Genomic DNA, 15,752 nt, shown 5'->3' with positions numbered 1-15,752 from the left:
CAGCCCGCTAGCTTGTGGCCAACTGGGAAAGGTTGAGGACTCGGTTGAGCTTGCCGCTGCGGTAGCCCTCCAAATCGAGACTGACATAGAGATAGCCGAAGGATTGCAGGGCCTTGACCAGCGCTTCCAGATTGGTTTTCTGCACAAACTCCACGATCTGATCCGGAGGAAGTTCGATGCGGGCGGTGTCCTTCTCCGAGCGCACCCTGACCTGCCGCCAACCCAAGCTGCGCAAGTAGCGCTCCGCCGCTCCCACCCGACGCAGCTTCTCAGGGGTGATTGCCTCCCCGTAGGGAAAGCGAGAGCTGAGGCAGGGTTGGGCCGGTTTATCCCACCAAGACAGCCCCAGGTGGCGAGACAATTGCCGCACCTCCAGCTTGCTCATCCCCACCTCCGCCAAAGGGGAACGCACGCCGCGCTCCCGAGCTGCCTGTGTCCCCGGTCGGTAATCGGCCAGATCGTCGGCATTGAGACCATCCACCACATGGTCATATCCCTGGGCTTGGGCCAACAGGCGCAAGGTATCGTGCAAGTGGCTTTTGCAGAAGTAACACCGGTTAACGGGGTTGGCGGCGTAGCTCGGATCCTCCAGCTCGTGGGTTTCGACGATCTGATGGCGGATCCCGATTTGCCGAGCCTGCTGAATTGCCTCCTCCAAATCTTCCGGCAGCAGCGAAGGAGAAGCAGCGGTGACGGCCAGGGCCCGCTCCCCCAACTGATCCCAGGCCAACTTGGCCACCAGGCTGCTATCAACCCCCCCAGAGTAGGCCACCAAGACCTGCTCCATCTCGGCGAAGATCTGGACAAGCTGCTGGAACTTGCGCTGCAGGACGGGATCCCACTCCAGCAGGGGGTTGGTCGCTATTCCTCCCTCTCTGGGGGGGAGAAGGTCGAGACGAGAGGCGGTTGGGTCTTGGGTTGTGTTCATGAAGCCAGGAGATGCCAAACGTTTGGAGAACCAAGCAAGGGCACCGTCTCGCCACCGCCGGCAGGAGAAAAGCCGGTTGCTATCAGGGGCAGGGATCCCCCCTCTTTCTATTCTTTCCCAGAGATCCCCGACTTTCCAACGCTTCTCCCCAGCATGGGATGCGGGATCCCTCAAGGAAAAGTAGACAATTGGGCAATCTATCCGTAGTCCGCTGACCTGCTGTCGCGATTGTGCTATGCCTCCGGCACCCTACCGGGAACCGCACCGCTTCGCGATACGCTGAATGAAATGGGTTGCAGTGGCCCCTTATAATTTTTTCTGGGTTCTCTGCCACAATTGACCTCACAGCTTTTTCCGGCGACACTTGCTACAGCCAATGCAGAGATCTCTCTTGGCTATGGGGATCCCACCTATTTTGTAGAACTTCATGAAATCAGAAAAAGCTGTACCCCTCTCCTAGCGCACTATGGCTTTGCAACTTGAACCCGCTAGCCCGCCAGAAGTGGCCGTCTATCAGCCCTATTACGCTGTTGCCCGCCGACAGTACCTAGCCCTCGCGGTGGGCCTCTACAAAAAAGCCAGCCTGGAAGGGCAGAGGGCCATCGAGGGGGAAGAGCCTGTCCGCTTCTTGGCCAGTTGGCATACGTCCCCGTTGCCTTCGGATCTGACGGTGGTTCAGGTCATCTTTGCTCAGGATGCAGATCTCACCTATCAGCTCTCCATCGCCAACTACGAGTTTGTGGATTATCTGATTGATGTCGTCTCTTTGGTGCAGCGCGGACAACAGCCGGATTTCTCCACCGCCTTTTACAAGAAACTGATGCGATATGAAGATTGATCTGGGTTGCTCAGCCACCATCACTCTCTACGACACCACACTGCGGGATGGGGCCCAGCGAGAGGGGCTATCGCTGTCGGTGCAAGACAAGTTACAGATTGCCAAGCTGCTGGATCGTCTGGGGATCCCGTTTATTGAAGGGGGCTGGCCAGGAGCCAATCCCAAGGATGTGCAGTTTTTCTGGCAGATGCGGGAAGAGCCCCTAGAGCAAGCCGAGCTGGTGGCTTTTTGTTCTACCCGCAAGCCGGGGCGGCGGGCGGCAGACGATCCCATGCTGCAGGCCATTTTGGCGGCGGGCACCCGCTATATAACCGTCTTCGGCAAGTCTTGGGATCTCCACGTCACCGAGGGCCTGGGCACCACGCTGCAGGAAAACCTGGCCATGATCCGCGACACCATTGCCTATCTGCGATCCCAGGGGCGGCGGGTCATCTACGATGCCGAGCACTGGTTCGACGCCTACCGCCACAACCCCGACTATGCCCTGCAAACCCTAGCGGCAGCGGCGGCGGCGGGGGCGGAGTGGCTGGTTCTCTGCGATACCAACGGCGGATCCCTGCCCCACGAGATTGCGGCGATCACGGCAGCTGTCTTGGCAGAATCCCATCACCTGCAGCACTTGCCCCTAGGGATCCACACCCACAACGACTCCGGCACTGCTGTGGCCAATGCCCTGGCGGCGGTGCAGGCGGGGGCGGGCATGGTGCAGGGCACCATCAACGGCTATGGGGAACGCTGCGGCAATGCCGACCTGTGCAGCGTCATTCCCAACTTGCAACTGAAGCTGGGCTATCGCTGTCTGCCGCAAGAGAAGCTGAAGCACCTGACGGAGATCTCCCGCTCCATCAGCGAGGTGGTCAATTTGGCCCCGGATGACCATGCGCCGTTTGTGGGCCTATCGGCCTTTGCCCACAAGGGCGGGATCCACGTCAGCGCCGTTCAGAAAAACCCCCTCACCTACGAGCACATCGCCCCGGAGCAAGTGGGCAACTGTCGCCGCATTGTGGTCTCGGAACAGGCGGGGCTGAGCAACATCCTCCACAAAATGGCCGGATTCGGGATCCGGCTGGAGAAGTCGGATCCGCAGGTGCGCTTGATTTTGGAGCGGCTGAAAACTTTGGAGCTGCAGGGCTATCAGTTTGAGGCGGCTGAGGCCAGCTTTGAGCTGTTGGTGCGGGGCTTGCTGGGACAACGCTCCCATCCTTTTGAGGTGCTCAGCTTCAACGTGACGACCACCACACGCTCCGATTGGAACAGCAAAGACTGGGATCCCAGTGGCGAGGCAACGGATGTGCAATCGTTGGCAGCGGTGAAAATCGCGGTGCAGGGGCAGACTCGGGTGACGGCGGCGGAAGGCAATGGGCCGGTGGCCGCTCTGGATGGGGCGTTGCGCAAGGCGCTGCTGGAGTTCTATCCCCAACTGGAGGCGATTCACCTGTCTGATTACAAGGTGCGCATTTTGGATGGGCGAGCCGGCACCTCGGCCAAAACGCGCGTGCTGGTGGAGTTTAGCGACGGTCACCGCCGTTGGACAACGGTGGGGGTTTCCACCAACATCATCGAGGCCTCCTGTCGGGCTTTGGTGGAGGGCTTTGAGTATAGCCTGCTGCCGCCCAGCTCTCCTTTGCCGGCTGCGGCAGAGCACCGTTCTAACGACTCCGTCCGAGTAGCGCAAACGGCAATGGCCGCACCAGCGGCCTCTTCTTGACTATGGCCTACAGCTCGATGAGGATCATCGGCCTGACGGGCGGAGTGGGCACGGGCAAATCCACGGTGGCCCGCATCCTGGAGCAGCACGGGATCCCGGTGGCCGATGCAGATCAAATGGCCCGCCAGGCCTTGGCGGTGGGATCCCCCATTCGCGAGCGGGTACTGGAACGCTATGGGAAGGCCATCCAAACACCCTCCGGGGATCTGGATCGCCGGCGGTTGGGCCAGATCGTGTTTGCAGATGCCGCTGAGCGGGCTTGGCTAGAGGCCCAAATCCACCCTTTTGTTAAAGCTCAACTGCAAGATTTTCTGTCCGCGTTGGCGGAGCAGAGCTCTAAAGTCCATGGGGTGCCGCTTGAGGAAGGGCCTGGTTCCCAAAAGAACAGCGGGCCAGGGTTTTCCTCTGCCCAGGGATCTCAAACCGTTTGTCTGATGATCCCGTTGCTGTTTGAAGCCCACATGGAAAATTGGGCCAGCGAGATTTGGGTGGTGACTTGCACTCCAGAGCAGCAGCGGCAACGCCTTGCCCGCCGGGATCCCCTGACGCCGGAAGAAATCGAAGCTCGCATTGCCAGCCAGTGGCCTTTGGCGGAAAAAGTGCGCCGTGCAGACGTGGTGCTGGACAACTCCGGATCCCTGGCTGAGCTGGAAGCCCAGGTGAAGCAAGCTTTGGCGTCGGCGGGCCAGAGGCCATTTGCCTCACCCCCGCGGGCCGGATACAGTGACGGATAGGGGATCCCCTACGCCCCGGTGGGACGGAGGGTAGCCATGTACGGGTGGGTTGAGGGAGAAACGATGCAGGAAGCAGGCTGCGTTGGCGAGACGGAGTTTGCTCAAGCTCTGGCCGCGCGGGAGCGGGAAATCCAGCTTTTGCGAGAGCGCAATCGCATCTTGCAGGGCCAGATAGACCTTCTGGAGCTGCGCCAAGAAAAGCAACACCGGCAAATTCGCAGCTATGAGGCGGAGATCGAGCAGCTTTACCAAGAGAAACAGTTGCTGGAGCAGATGATTCAAGAGTTGCCGGAGCTCTACCGGCGCAAGCTGCAGGCCCGCCTTCAGCCCATTCGCGAGCGCATCGCCGCCATCCAGGCCGAGAATCGCCAGCTTAGGAAGGAGTTGTACCAGCTCAGCTACCGCGTGCAGCACATGGATCAGCTTGACTCGCCCGGCTGGAGAGTGCAACTGCCCCAGCTTCCCTCTCTGCGTCGCCGGGATCCCAAGTCCTCAGCGGAGCGGAGCACAAAAGCTCTGCCGGTCTCCCCCCCTGGTGTCCAGCCCTGCTCTTGATGGGCAGGGAGGGATCCCGCCATCGAGAAGCCAGAATAGGGGAGCCCCGGTGGGATCGCGTCAGCAGAGCAGAGCTCTTGCGCGGTTCCGGTTGGGGCGCTGCTTGCTTGGAGATCCCGGAAATGGCCACCGCTGGCAACTATGAACCCCTGCATTTAAAATACCGCCCGCAGCGCTTTGCCGATGTGGTCGGCCAAGGAGCGGTGGTGCAAACGCTGGCCAATGCCATCCGGCTGGGGCGGGTGGCGCCTGCCTATTTGTTCTGCGGGCCGCGGGGCACGGGAAAAACCTCCAGCGCCCGCATCTTGGCCAAGTCTTTGAATTGTGAACAGGGGCCGACGCCGGATCCCTGCCAGGCGTGCAGCCAATGCCGCGCCATCACTGCGGGAGCCTCCCTGGATGTTCTCGAGATTGACGCGGCCAGCAACACCGGCGTAGACAACATCCGCGAGCTGATCGAGCGGGCCCAGTTTGCCCCGGTGAACAGCCGCTACAAAGTCTATGTCATCGACGAGTGCCACATGCTCAGCAATGCGGCCTTCAACGCCTTGCTGAAAACTCTTGAAGAGCCGCCCCCCCGCGTGGTATTTGTCCTGGCCACCACTGACCCGCAGCGGGTTTTGCCCACCATTGTTTCCCGCTGTCAGCGGTTTGACTTCCGCCGCATCCCCCTCGACGACATGGTGGCCCACCTGGGCAAGATCGCCGCCCAAGAAGGGATCCCTATCACGCCGGAGGCGCTGCAACTGGTGGCCCAACTTTCCCAAGGGGGCCTGAGGGACGCCGAACGCCTGCTGGACCAGCTCAGCCTCTTGGAAGGATCCATCACCCCGGAGGCGGTTTGGGACTTGGTGGGCGGGATCCCGGAACAGCAGCTTTTGGCTCTGATGGATGCGCTGCTGGCTCAGGATGTGCAGGCGGTGCTCAGCCAAACTCGGCAATTGTTGGAGCGGGGCAAAGAGCCCTTAGCCCTGTTGCAGAACTTGGTGGCCCTTTACCGGGATCTGCTGCTGGTCAAGACAGCCCCCCGGCAACGGGAGTTGGTGGCTGTAACGGACTCCACCTGGGCAGCCCTGCAGCAACGGGCCCCTCGCTACTCGGTGGAGATACTGCTGGCAGCCCAGAGCCATCTGCGCCAGTGTGAGCCGCAAATTCGTCAAAGCGGACAGCCCCAACTGTGGTTGGAAATTGCCCTAGTGGATCTGCTGGGCCAGCTGCGCCCAAGCATGGTGGCCGAGGATAAAGAACCGTTCGCGTCAGCAGGACAGAGTCCTTCCCCAGCCCTTGACCTATCTCCTGCACCCCAGATGACTCCCCCGGACGGGACAGCCCCTCCGGCCCCTGCTGCGACCATCAGCCCATCAAGCCCATCAACTGTTGGTGAGATAGATGAATTAACTGTTGGGCCTTCAGCCTCCCCTGCTGTTGCGTCGAGCCAGAAGGCAGATCGCGCTACTCGGACGGAGTCCTCGGAGCAGCCCAGAGAACCGGCAAGGGACGCCGCCACAGTCAAGCTGCTGCGCCCCCACTGGGACGAGTTCCTCAAGCGCCTCTCTCCCCTCACCAAGGCTCTGATGGGATCCGGCCACCTGCACCAAGAGACTCCTGAAGCAATTACCCTCGCCTTTCCCAGCAAGGGTCTGGTGGAAAAAGTGCGCAGCAAAGAAGCCGAACTGCGGTCGGTGCTCCACAACCTGCTGCAGCGCCCTGTGCAGCTCAACTTGATTGTGCAGCGGGGGCCGGATGTTTCCATTCGCGTCAGTGGGACGGAGTCCTCGGCATTGCCCAGCCGAGAAAAAGACCTGCCCCCCGCCCCCGTGGCCCCGGATCCTGTCACCACGCCGGGGTTGCAGAGCGATAGCACCAACAGTCGTGCTTCCTCAAGGGAGCCCAGAGCAGAACCGCAGAGCCACGGCCTTGCCCGGCGACAGCAACATTCCCCTTCTGACTCCAGCCCACCTTCGCCAGAGCCTGAGCGGGACAATCCTATGGGTGGCCCCAAGGTGGCCGGCTTGGCAACCCAAGGACTTTTTCCTGCCGGTGCGAACAAAGTGCTCCGCACCGCTGTCGCGACCGATTCTCCAAGTCGTGCAGAGCGCCGCGACACCCTGCACGGTGGGCAGTCCTTCGAGCTAACCCAGGAGCTGGCGGAGATTGCCCGCCGTTTTGCCGACCACTTCAACGGCAGCTTGGTGGATTTGGAAGGGGTGTTGGAGTCTGACGTGACGGGATCCACGGAAGAGCTCTCCTCAATAGAGGCTATAGAAGCCGAGGGATCCCCTGACCTGCTCTCCGGTGAGACCTACGGCTCGCCAACAGGAGCAGAGCCGTCCGCGTCAGCGGGGCGGAGTCCTCATCCCCTAGACTTTCCCAATCCAGTAAGGAATCCGTCCTACCGGCGTGAGCAGTCTTCTCAGCTTGCCGTTCGCCTCAGCGGGACGGAGTCCTTGGAGGAGGAGGTGCCTTTTTAAGCGCTATCTAGCGCTATCTTAAGTTTGATAAAGCCAGCCTCATCTTGCCGACGATGACCTTCCCCATCTCCCCCTTAATTCGCTGCGCTGTGCAGGCTCTGTACTGGGGACTGGTTCTGCCCCTACCCATCCTGCTGGCTCGGCAACAGGCAACACCTCTTGAGCTGGGATCCCTTTGGATTGCTCTGCTGCTGGGATGGGGGGTAGTCCTGGGATCCCTGAGCCAGCAGATTCAGTTGGACGAAGAGGGCATGCAGGCCACCTACCCCAGTTGGGTGCCGCCTTTTGTGCGGCAGGAGTGGCAGATCCGGTGGGCCGATATCGAGCGCATTGAGCCCCGCTCCACCAGCCAGGGTGGTATGGTGTATTACTTGGTCAGCCGAGGGGGGGATCGCGTACTTTTGCCGATGCGGGTGACCAGGTTCAAGCAGCTGTTGGCTGAGATTCGACGGCACGCTCAACTGGAGATTGGCGGGCTGCGCCCCTACGTTCAGCCTTGGATGTACGGGCTCCTAGGATGTTTTGCTCTGCTTCTGTTGCTCTGGGATGGGATGGTCGCCATCTGGGTCTGGGCAAGTCCGGTGGGAACCTAGCGCAACCACAGACGGTTCCGGGTCTAGCCATCCCGACAGGGATCCCAGCTCCAGCGGGCGGTTGCAGTCCAGATCCCGTCCACGCCCTTCTGCGCAAGCGTTGCGGAGCAGCAGGATGGAAATTTGGAGCAGGTTGGAAATGAGCTGATACATTTACGCTGAACACTGCTGAACATCACTGTTCAACTATGCAGCGATAGCATTCTGTTTGTTTCCAAACAGAATGGCGGTATCCCGCAAAGCTTTGAGTAGAATACCCAAAGCGCAGTTTCCGTGTCGTCTTACTACCAATTTTCTGCTTTGCTTTGGCTACCATGTTGGCAGACTCGAAAGTAAACAGAAAGATCAACTGGTAGTAATCCGTACTGAACACATTATACATTATTTTCAGTATAGTTGAGCTTATTATTGACTAGAGTCATGCTCCTCCGCTGGGCGACCCCTGGTGGCGGTGGGGGTATCCTGAGAGCAGTGGAACTTAGCCCCCTCTTGCCAGCTCTTCCCCTTCGCGACAGCGGTGCGGAGCACTTTGTCTGGGATCCCTGCTGCCCCTTCTCTGGAGAGGTTGAGTCTTGAGCAGGTCAACCTCTCCGCCTCTTCGCTGGCCCTGCTGGACCATTGCCCCCGCCTGTTTCGCTATGTGTACCTGGAGCGGTTGATCTGGCCCGCTGCCAGTGTTTTTGAGCACGAACTGGAGCAGAGGCGCGGACGGCAGTTTCACCGTTTGGTGGAGTGGCACAGCCGCGGGCGGCAGGTGGAGCCGCGTTTGTCTGCCCTGGATGAAGGGGTGCAGCAGTGGTGGCAGGTGTTCTTGGCCAGCTCCCATGCCCATCCCCAGGGACGGGTGTTGGCGGAGTTGCCCCTGTGGCAACGGATTGAGGGCTTTAAGCTGATAGCCCGTTTGGATCGGCTGGTGATTATCCCCGGATCCCTGCACATCCTGGACTGGAAAACTGAGCGTCAACGTCCTCGCGATGAACAGTTGGCCCAAGACTGGCAGGTGCGCCTTTACCCTCTGCTGCTCTGCGAGGTGGCCCAGCAGCTGCCCCTGGAAGGCCCTTTTGAGCCGGAGCAGGTGCAACTGACCTTTTGGTATGTGCAACATCCGCAGCAGCCCTTCCACCGGTATTACAGCGCCGCCGCCTATGAGCAAGACCTGGCCCACCTAAGAGCCACTCTGAACCACCTGCGGCAACTGGAGGCGCAAGACTTTCCCATGACCCCCCACACTGAGCGCTGCAACAGTTGTCTGTTTCGCTCCCGCTGCCATGGGCTGCTACCGGAAGGGATCCCTTCCCAAGACCTCGCAGATTGGGTTTGGCCCATGCAAGAGCCTGCGCCGCCTGAGGATCCCATCCCTGATACCTATTGAGGGCCGGGGCAGGAGCTGTTTTGGCAGCAACCCATGCATACCCTATTATGGGGCCGTTCGCGATAGCGAGACGGAGTCCTTTGTTCCCAACGTTTCCCATCTGGAAAGGCTACGGCCAGGGATCCCCGGTTGCAGGGCTTGGCCTGGAACTTGTGCCCCTGGTGTGGAGGATAACTGCAATTTTCTCGGAGACTTGCATACTGGGTTAGATGGTTTTATCAGCGCTGTCAACTGTGATCGCGAGTGTCATCTCCAGTACTTCCACCGTCCGGGATCCCGACTGGGATGTAGAAGTGGCGGGCCTCTACAAGCGTTTTGGCGATTTTGTGGCCCTCAATGGCATTGAGCTGAACATCCGGCGGGGGGAGTTTTTCGGCCTGCTGGGCCCTTCCGGCTGCGGCAAGACCACCCTGCTGCGCATCCTGGCCGGCCTGGAGATGGCCGATGCTGGGGAAGTGGTGATTCGAGGTCGCCCGGTGGGCCACTTGCCCGCCCACAAGCGCAATGTCAACACCGTGTTCCAGAGCTATGCCCTTTTCCCTTTTATGACGGTGGAGGACAACATCGCCTTCGGCCTGCGCATGCGGGGTGTGCGGGGAGAAGCTCTGCGCAAGCGGGTAGCGGCTGCTATGGAATTGGTGGAGATTGCAGCTCTGGCCAAGCGGAAGCCCCATGAGCTGTCGGGGGGACAGCAGCAGCGGGTGGCCTTGGCTCGGGCTTTGGTGAACGAGCCGGAAGTGCTCTTGTTGGATGAGCCGCTGTCGGCGTTGGATGCCAAGTTGCGCAAGCAGCTTCAGGTGCAGTTGTGCGAGTTGCAGCGCCGCCTGGGCATGACCTTTATTTTCGTTACCCACGACCAAGAAGAGGCTTTGGTGACCAGCGACCGGGTGGCGGTGATGCGGGCGGGGCGCATTGAGCAAGTGGGCCTTATCGATGAGGTGTACGAGCGCCCGGCGACGGCCTTCGTAGCCGACTTTTTAGGGGCCAGCAACCTGATCGAGGGGATCGCCTGTGGGACGGACTGTGTGGATACGCCCTTGGGAAAGCTGAAGGTCTTGGGGATCCCGGCCAGCTCGGAACCGGTGCAATTGGCTATTCGCCCGGAAAAGATCCAGCTCTCTCGCAGCGGCTGGGATCTGCTGCCCAACCAGGTGCCGGTGCGGGTGGAAAACCTCATCTACACTGGGGCTGAGAACCAATACCTGTTGCGGACAAACCAAGGTCAGCAGCTCAAGGCCACGGCCCTCAACACCGATATTGAGGATGCAGGGTTTGAGATCGGCGCAGCGCTGGTGGCCCACCTACCCCCGAAAAGCCTAATCCGTTTGCGACCGGATCCCCGTCAGGAGGAGACTGGATGTTGAAGCTGCCATCTCCTGTGGGCAAGTGGATCCCTGGCCAAGCCCAGGTGCGATTTGGGGAGCTGCTCACCCCTTGGCAGGAGTTGGGGCGCAGCCTAATTTTTGCCGGGCCAGGGGTGCTGTGGGTGATGTTTTTTCTGGTGCTGCCGGGGCTGTTGCTGTTGGTGTACAGCTTTCTCAGCCGTGGGGAGTTCGGCCAGGTTCAACTGCCCCTGACCCTGGAGAACTATCTGCGCATTCTCGGCTTTGGCCCCTTGGGATGGACGCCCATCTACTGGCAGATCTTGGGCCGCAGCCTGCTGGTGGCGGGGGTGACCACCTTTTTTTGCGTGCTGCTGGCCTACCCATTGGCTTTCTTCATTGCCGCCCACCCACCCCGACAACGGGATCTGTTGCTCACCTTGGTGGTGGTGCCCTTTTGGACGAACCTGGTGATCCGCACCTACGCCTGGATGGTGGTGCTGGCCCCGGAAGGGTGGCCGGCTCGCTTGGCGGCCTGGCTGGGCTGGATCCCACCGAAAACGGCTCTGTATCCCAGTTGGCTGGCGGTTTATCTGGGCATGGTCTACACGTTTTTGCCCTACATGGTCTTGCCCCTGTACACGGCGGTGGAGCGCATCGATTGGCGGCTGGCGGAAGCGGCACGGGATCTCTATGCCAAGGGTTGGCAGGTCTTTTGGTGGGTGCTTCTGCCCCAGACCTTGCCTGGACTGGCGGCGGGCCTCATTCTGGTGGGGATCCCGGCTTTCGGCATGTTCGTAGTGCCGGATCTGTTGGGGGGCAGCAAAACGCTGTTGATCGGGAATGTGATTCAGTTGCAGTTTGGCTCCAGCCTGGACTATCCTTTCGGGGCGGCCCTCAGCTTTTTGGTCACCGGCCTCACCCTGGGGTTGATCTACGCCTACAGCCGCTACGCTGGCACCCGCAGCCTAGAAAATCTGGTTTGAGGAGCTGCTGTGGGCTTTAAGCAGAGCCGCCAGTTGCTTGCGCATCAGGATCCCGGGCTTATCGGTGAGCATGTGCTGCTCGGCGCTGAGGGTGAGGGGCACGTCGGGATCCGTGGTCTCCAAAATGGCTTTGTCTTCCAAAGTTACAGCCCGGTCAAAGCGGATAACCTCGGCGGCTGGGGTATCGGCTTCGGTGTCGTTGCGCAAACAAAACTGCACCACTTGGGAGGCTCGGTCGTTGATGGGGGTGGGGATGTTGACGATGACATGGCTGCGGCCATTGGGGTAGCGGATGTGAAGGTGGTTGGTGAAGGGCAAATGCCAGGTTGAAGTGGTGGTGCGCTCGGTTTTGGCGGCAGCAATGCCCAGGTTTTTTTGTTGTAGCTCTGGGTTGGCTACACCGAGCACTGTGCGGGTGCGGATCCCGTAGTCCAGCTCCTCGACCTCGAAGTGGCTGGGTACCAAGTCTTCCATACTGCCAAAGGTGTTCTGGTGTACAAAGCTGATGTGGGCGGCATCGAACTCGTTCTCGCAGATGCGCAAGCTGGCACATTCCCAGCGTTCGTAGAACTCGTGGATGAGCCGGTAACTGGGATCCTCGGCTTCTGGGATGACCGGGATCCCCCGTAGAGGCTGGGGATGCAAGCACACCCAAGCATAGCCATAGCGGGCCTGGCAGAGATAGGCGGGAATGCGGTAGCTCTCCGGGATGCGGGACTGATCCGGCAGTTGCGGCACCTTGACACAGGCTCCCGTGCCATCAAACTCCCAGCCATGGTAGGGGCAGCGAAGGTGGCCGTTGCTAACGATCCCCTTGGACAATTGAGCCGATCGATGACAGCAGCGGTCTGCGGCTGCCTGGGGCTGTCCGGCCTCGTCCAGCCAAAGGACGATCTTTTCCCCCAGCAGCTCGAAAGGTTGCGGGGATCCCTGCTCCAATAGGCTGAGGGGCATCACCGGATACCAAAAGCGCCGAAAGACAGGATGCTGGGTCACCAACATGGCAAAACCATCTGTGTCGTGTGGCCGGATTCTGTATAGCAAATTCGTGAATTCGGTTCCGTAGCCCGCGCCACAATCTCTATTTGGGGATCTTGCAGATCTGGGCAAACTCATTCCCAGGGGAGCTCAACTCATGGGGAAACCCTAGAACCTCTGGTACGGTAAAGATACTGATCTTGCGTTTGAGTTTCCAGAGGGATCCCTTGACCTCAACTTTGCCTTCTCAGACCCTCTTGCAGGCTCTGTACACCCCTTCCCCTGCTTGGGATGCCATCGTCATCGGTGCGGGGATCGGGGGATTGGTCGCGGCCAGCCAGTTGGCTGCCAAAGGATACCGTGTGCTGGTGCTGGAAAAATACCTCATTCCAGGGGGCAGTGCCGGCTATTTTGAGCGTCCGGATCCCTTAGGCAACGGGATCTACCGCTTTGACGTGGGCGCTTCCATGATCTTTGGATTGGGCACCCAAGGCACCACCAACTTGCTGACCCGCGCCTTGGCAGCCGTGGGCCAATCCCTGGAGTCCATCCCCGATCCGGTGCAGATTGCCTACCACCTGCCCAAGGGGCTGAATCCCCGAGTACACCGGGATTACGAGCAGTTTTTGCAGGAGCTATCCGGCTACTTTCCCCGGGAAGCCGCCGGCATTCGCCGGTTCTACGATAGCCTGTGGCCCATCTTCAACAGCCTCAACGCCATGGAGCTGCTCTCGTTGGAGGAGTGGGGCTATCTATTTCGTTCTTTTGTGAGCAATCCCCTCGGCTGCCTGACCTTGGCGCGCTATTTGCCGGTGAATGTGGGCCAGGTAGCGCGGCGCTGTCTGCGGGATCCGGATTTGCTGCGCTTTGTGGACATGGAGTGCTACTGCTGGTCGGTGGTGCCGGCGGATCGCACGCCCATCATCAATGCCGGGATGGTGTTTTGTGACCGACACTACGGCGGTGTCAACTATCCCAGAGGGGGGGTGGGGCAGATCGCCCAAAAGCTGGCCCAGGGGCTAGAGGCCCATGGCGGGCAGATCCGCTACAAAGCACCCGTGCGGCGGATCCTGGAAGAAAGAGGTCGGGCGGTGGGCGTAGAACTGGCCAGCGGGGAAAAGCTCTTTGCCCGCACAATCATCTCCAATGCCACCCGCTGGGACACCTTTGAGCGCCTATGGCCGGGATCCCTGCCCAGGGCGGAGCGGCAGTGGCAAAAACGCTACCAGCAATCCCCCAGCTTCTTGAGCTTGCACCTGGGGGTGCGGGCCGAGGCCCTGGCCGGCGAATGCCATTGTCACCACATTCTCCTGGAAGACTGGGATCAGATGGAGGCTGAGCAGGGCACCCTTTTCGTCTCCGTCCCCACCCTGTTGGATCCCGACCTGGCTCCCCCAGGCCGCCACATTGTTCATGCCTTTACCCCCAGTTGGATATCCACCTGGCAAGGGTTAAGCCCAAGCCAGTACCAGACCCAGAAACAGCAAGCCGCCGACCGGCTTATCCGCCGCCTGGAGGCCCTTTGGCCCCAACTGGGATCCCACATTGAACTGAAGGAGATAGGCACCCCCCGCACCCACCGCCGCTTTTTGAGCCGCAGCAACGGCACCTATGGGCCTATCCCCAGCCGGGATCCCTGGGGCTTGCTGGGCATGCCTTTCAATCGCACCGCCATCCCCAACTTGTACTGCGTGGGGGATAGCACATTCCCCGGCCAAGGGCTCAATGCCGTTGCCTTCTCCGGCTTTGCCTGCGCCCACCGGGTGGCAGCGGATTTGGTTTAGGTTGCCCTTATCCTTGCTACTCCCTTCTCCCTCTGGGAGAGGGGCAGGGGATGAGGGTTGAGCGGCGCAGAGGGTTTGGGAGGCAGTTGATGGTCAATTCAAACAACAATGAGACGCTAGCCAGTAAGATAGCGTCCGTTCCCGAAAGCAGGCTGTAGGCCTTTGAATCAGGACATTGTCCAGAATCAACACAGATGTCCTCTTCAAACTCGGTATTCAGTATCTGATACATTTACGCTGAACACTGCTGAACATCACTGTTCAACTATGCAGCGATAGCATTCTGTTTGTTTCCAAACAGAATGGCGGTATCCCGCAAAGCTTTGAGTAGAATACCCAAAGCGCAGTTTCCGTGTCGTCTTACTACCAATTTTCTGCTTTGCTTTGGCTACCATGTTGGCAGACTCGAAAGTAAACAGAAAGATCAACTGGTAGTAATCCGTACTGAACATATTATACATTATTTTCAGTATAGTTGAGCTTATTATTGACTAGAGTCATGCTCTCCAGCCACCCCTCAAATCCTTATTGGCTATAGTTGCGGCTGTCCGGAAGTGATAGCAGCAGACTTGCTGGACCTGCCGCGGCTGGAGCTGTACGTGGAAGAGGGGTTTGGGGATCCCTGTGCCCTGCTGCAGCAGAAGGGAGTGCCCGAGCGAACTCACGAGGTGAGAGGGGAGCCAGCCAGTCGGCCTAGTTTTGATGCTGTGGTGTGCACAGCTGAGGACTTGCAGCGGCTGGGGCGGCCTGTGAGGGCTAACTTTGCTTTTGTCTTGGCAGAGGACCACCAACTTCTTTTGGCCAATGCCAGTAAGTTAATGGAAGCAGTGTTGACTGGCTTTGACTTTGGCAAACTCAGGTTTTCGGTAAAGCTCTACCCAGACACCGTTTTTTACGAGAGGACGTATCTTAACTTTCCTGTGTTTCTGTCTAGTCAGGTGCAGACGGTTATCGACATCGGAGCTGGGGTAGGCCTTGGTAGCGTTTGTTTTCGGGGTTTCTGCCCTGAGGCGGCCATTCATTGTTTTGAGGTGGATCCCTTGGCCTTGCACCTGCTGCAGCAGAATGCTCTTGGCCTGGGCAACTGCTTTGTGCATCCGGTGGGGCTAGCGGGGCAGAATAGCTGCAGAACTTGTCGGCTCTGGCCGGAGGATCCTCAGGCCGAGTGGGGAGTGGAGCAGCCGCTCCCTTTCCGAGAAGCCAGGGAAGCTTTGAAGGAGTTGGGTTTGGAGTCCATCGATGTGCTCAGGGTAGCTACGGGTGGGGATGAGGTGGAGGTATTGGCTAACCTGCAGCCGCAGCTTAGGGACATCAAGGTGATTTACGTGGAGTTTACCTCTGAGCAAGACCGCAAGCGGATTGACCAGATGCTGGATCCCTCTCATCTCCTCTGGCAGGGGGAGATCATAGCCGGTCAAAAGGGAGCTCTTTGCTACATAAACAGATTTCATCTTTTCGACAAGAAGTAAGGTCTTAGAGAGGA

The 15,752-nt window shown here is 59.6% G+C and carries 13 protein-coding genes; 11 read left to right on the top strand and 2 right to left on the bottom strand.

What is annotated here, in order from left to right; all coding sequences use genetic code 11:
• Positions 1 to 7 precede the first annotated feature (7 nt).
• Positions 8 to 928, bottom strand: a complete 921-nt coding sequence (larE, locus tag ACVWXF_RS05370) for an ATP-dependent sacrificial sulfur transferase LarE (RefSeq protein WP_457473846.1) — start codon at positions 926 to 928, stop codon at positions 8 to 10.
• 466 nt (positions 929 to 1,394) lie between these two features.
• Here larE and ebsA point away from each other — a divergent pair, with 466 nt between their 5' ends.
• The 9 genes from ebsA (at position 1,395) to ACVWXF_RS05325 (ending at position 11,507) form a co-directional block, all read left to right on the top strand.
• Positions 1,395 to 1,766: a type IV pilus biogenesis protein EbsA gene (ebsA, locus tag ACVWXF_RS05365; protein WP_414343182.1), complete on the top strand. Its 372-nt coding sequence runs from the start codon at positions 1,395 to 1,397 to the stop codon at positions 1,764 to 1,766.
• Positions 1,756 to 3,474: a citramalate synthase gene (gene cimA / locus ACVWXF_RS05360; protein WP_457473845.1), complete on the top strand. Its 1,719-nt coding sequence runs from the start codon at positions 1,756 to 1,758 to the stop codon at positions 3,472 to 3,474. Before ebsA ends, cimA begins: the two co-directional genes overlap by 11 nt.
• A gap of 17 nt (positions 3,475 to 3,491) precedes the next feature.
• Positions 3,492 to 4,208: a dephospho-CoA kinase gene (gene coaE / locus ACVWXF_RS05355; protein WP_414343178.1), complete on the top strand. Its 717-nt coding sequence runs from the start codon at positions 3,492 to 3,494 to the stop codon at positions 4,206 to 4,208.
• A 36-nt stretch (positions 4,209 to 4,244) separates the two neighbouring features.
• Positions 4,245 to 4,763: a hypothetical protein gene (locus ACVWXF_RS05350; protein ID WP_414332021.1), complete on the top strand. Its 519-nt coding sequence runs from the start codon at positions 4,245 to 4,247 to the stop codon at positions 4,761 to 4,763.
• 122 nt (positions 4,764 to 4,885) lie between these two features.
• Entirely contained in the window at positions 4,886 to 7,234 is a 2,349-nt protein-coding gene (locus tag ACVWXF_RS05345; protein WP_457473870.1) for a DNA polymerase III subunit gamma/tau, read from the top strand.
• A 53-nt stretch (positions 7,235 to 7,287) separates the two neighbouring features.
• Positions 7,288 to 7,827 carry a hypothetical protein gene (locus ACVWXF_RS05340; protein ID WP_414331790.1) on the top strand — a complete coding sequence of 180 codons (540 nt, stop codon included), beginning with the start codon at positions 7,288 to 7,290 and terminating at the stop codon, positions 7,825 to 7,827.
• 517 nt (positions 7,828 to 8,344) lie between these two features.
• Entirely contained in the window at positions 8,345 to 9,199 is an 855-nt protein-coding gene (locus tag ACVWXF_RS05335) for a PD-(D/E)XK nuclease family protein (RefSeq protein WP_457473844.1), read from the top strand.
• Positions 9,200 to 9,423: 224 nt separating this feature from the next.
• Positions 9,424 to 10,563 (top strand): ABC transporter ATP-binding protein, encoded by a 1,140-nt coding sequence (locus tag ACVWXF_RS05330; RefSeq protein ID WP_148202818.1) that lies wholly within the window; start codon positions 9,424 to 9,426, stop codon positions 10,561 to 10,563.
• Positions 10,557 to 11,507 (top strand): ABC transporter permease, encoded by a 951-nt coding sequence (locus ACVWXF_RS05325; RefSeq protein ID WP_457473843.1) that lies wholly within the window; start codon positions 10,557 to 10,559, stop codon positions 11,505 to 11,507. The genes ACVWXF_RS05330 and ACVWXF_RS05325 overlap by 7 nt, the downstream gene beginning before the upstream one ends.
• On the opposite strand, the gene ACVWXF_RS05320 is transcribed toward ACVWXF_RS05325, so the two are convergent.
• On the bottom strand, positions 11,490 to 12,509 hold the full coding sequence (locus tag ACVWXF_RS05320; protein ID WP_457473842.1) for an aromatic ring-hydroxylating dioxygenase subunit alpha: 1,020 nt from the start codon (positions 12,507 to 12,509) through the stop codon (positions 11,490 to 11,492). The two genes, ACVWXF_RS05325 and ACVWXF_RS05320, sit on opposite strands and share 18 nt — an antisense overlap.
• Positions 12,510 to 12,712: 203 nt before the next feature.
• Here ACVWXF_RS05320 and crtH point away from each other — a divergent pair, with 203 nt between their 5' ends.
• A complete protein-coding gene (crtH, locus tag ACVWXF_RS05315) occupies positions 12,713 to 14,269 on the top strand; it encodes a carotenoid isomerase (protein WP_457473841.1) in 1,557 nt (518 codons plus the stop codon).
• Between the two features lie 569 nt (positions 14,270 to 14,838).
• Positions 14,839 to 15,738 carry a hypothetical protein gene (locus tag ACVWXF_RS05310; protein WP_457473840.1) on the top strand — a complete coding sequence of 300 codons (900 nt, stop codon included), beginning with the start codon at positions 14,839 to 14,841 and terminating at the stop codon, positions 15,736 to 15,738.
• Positions 15,739 to 15,752: the final 14 nt, after the last annotated feature.

The sequence above is a fragment of the Thermostichus sp. MS-CIW-40 genome (assembly GCF_054058315.1).
This window is presented reverse-complemented; position numbering and strand designations above follow the sequence as displayed.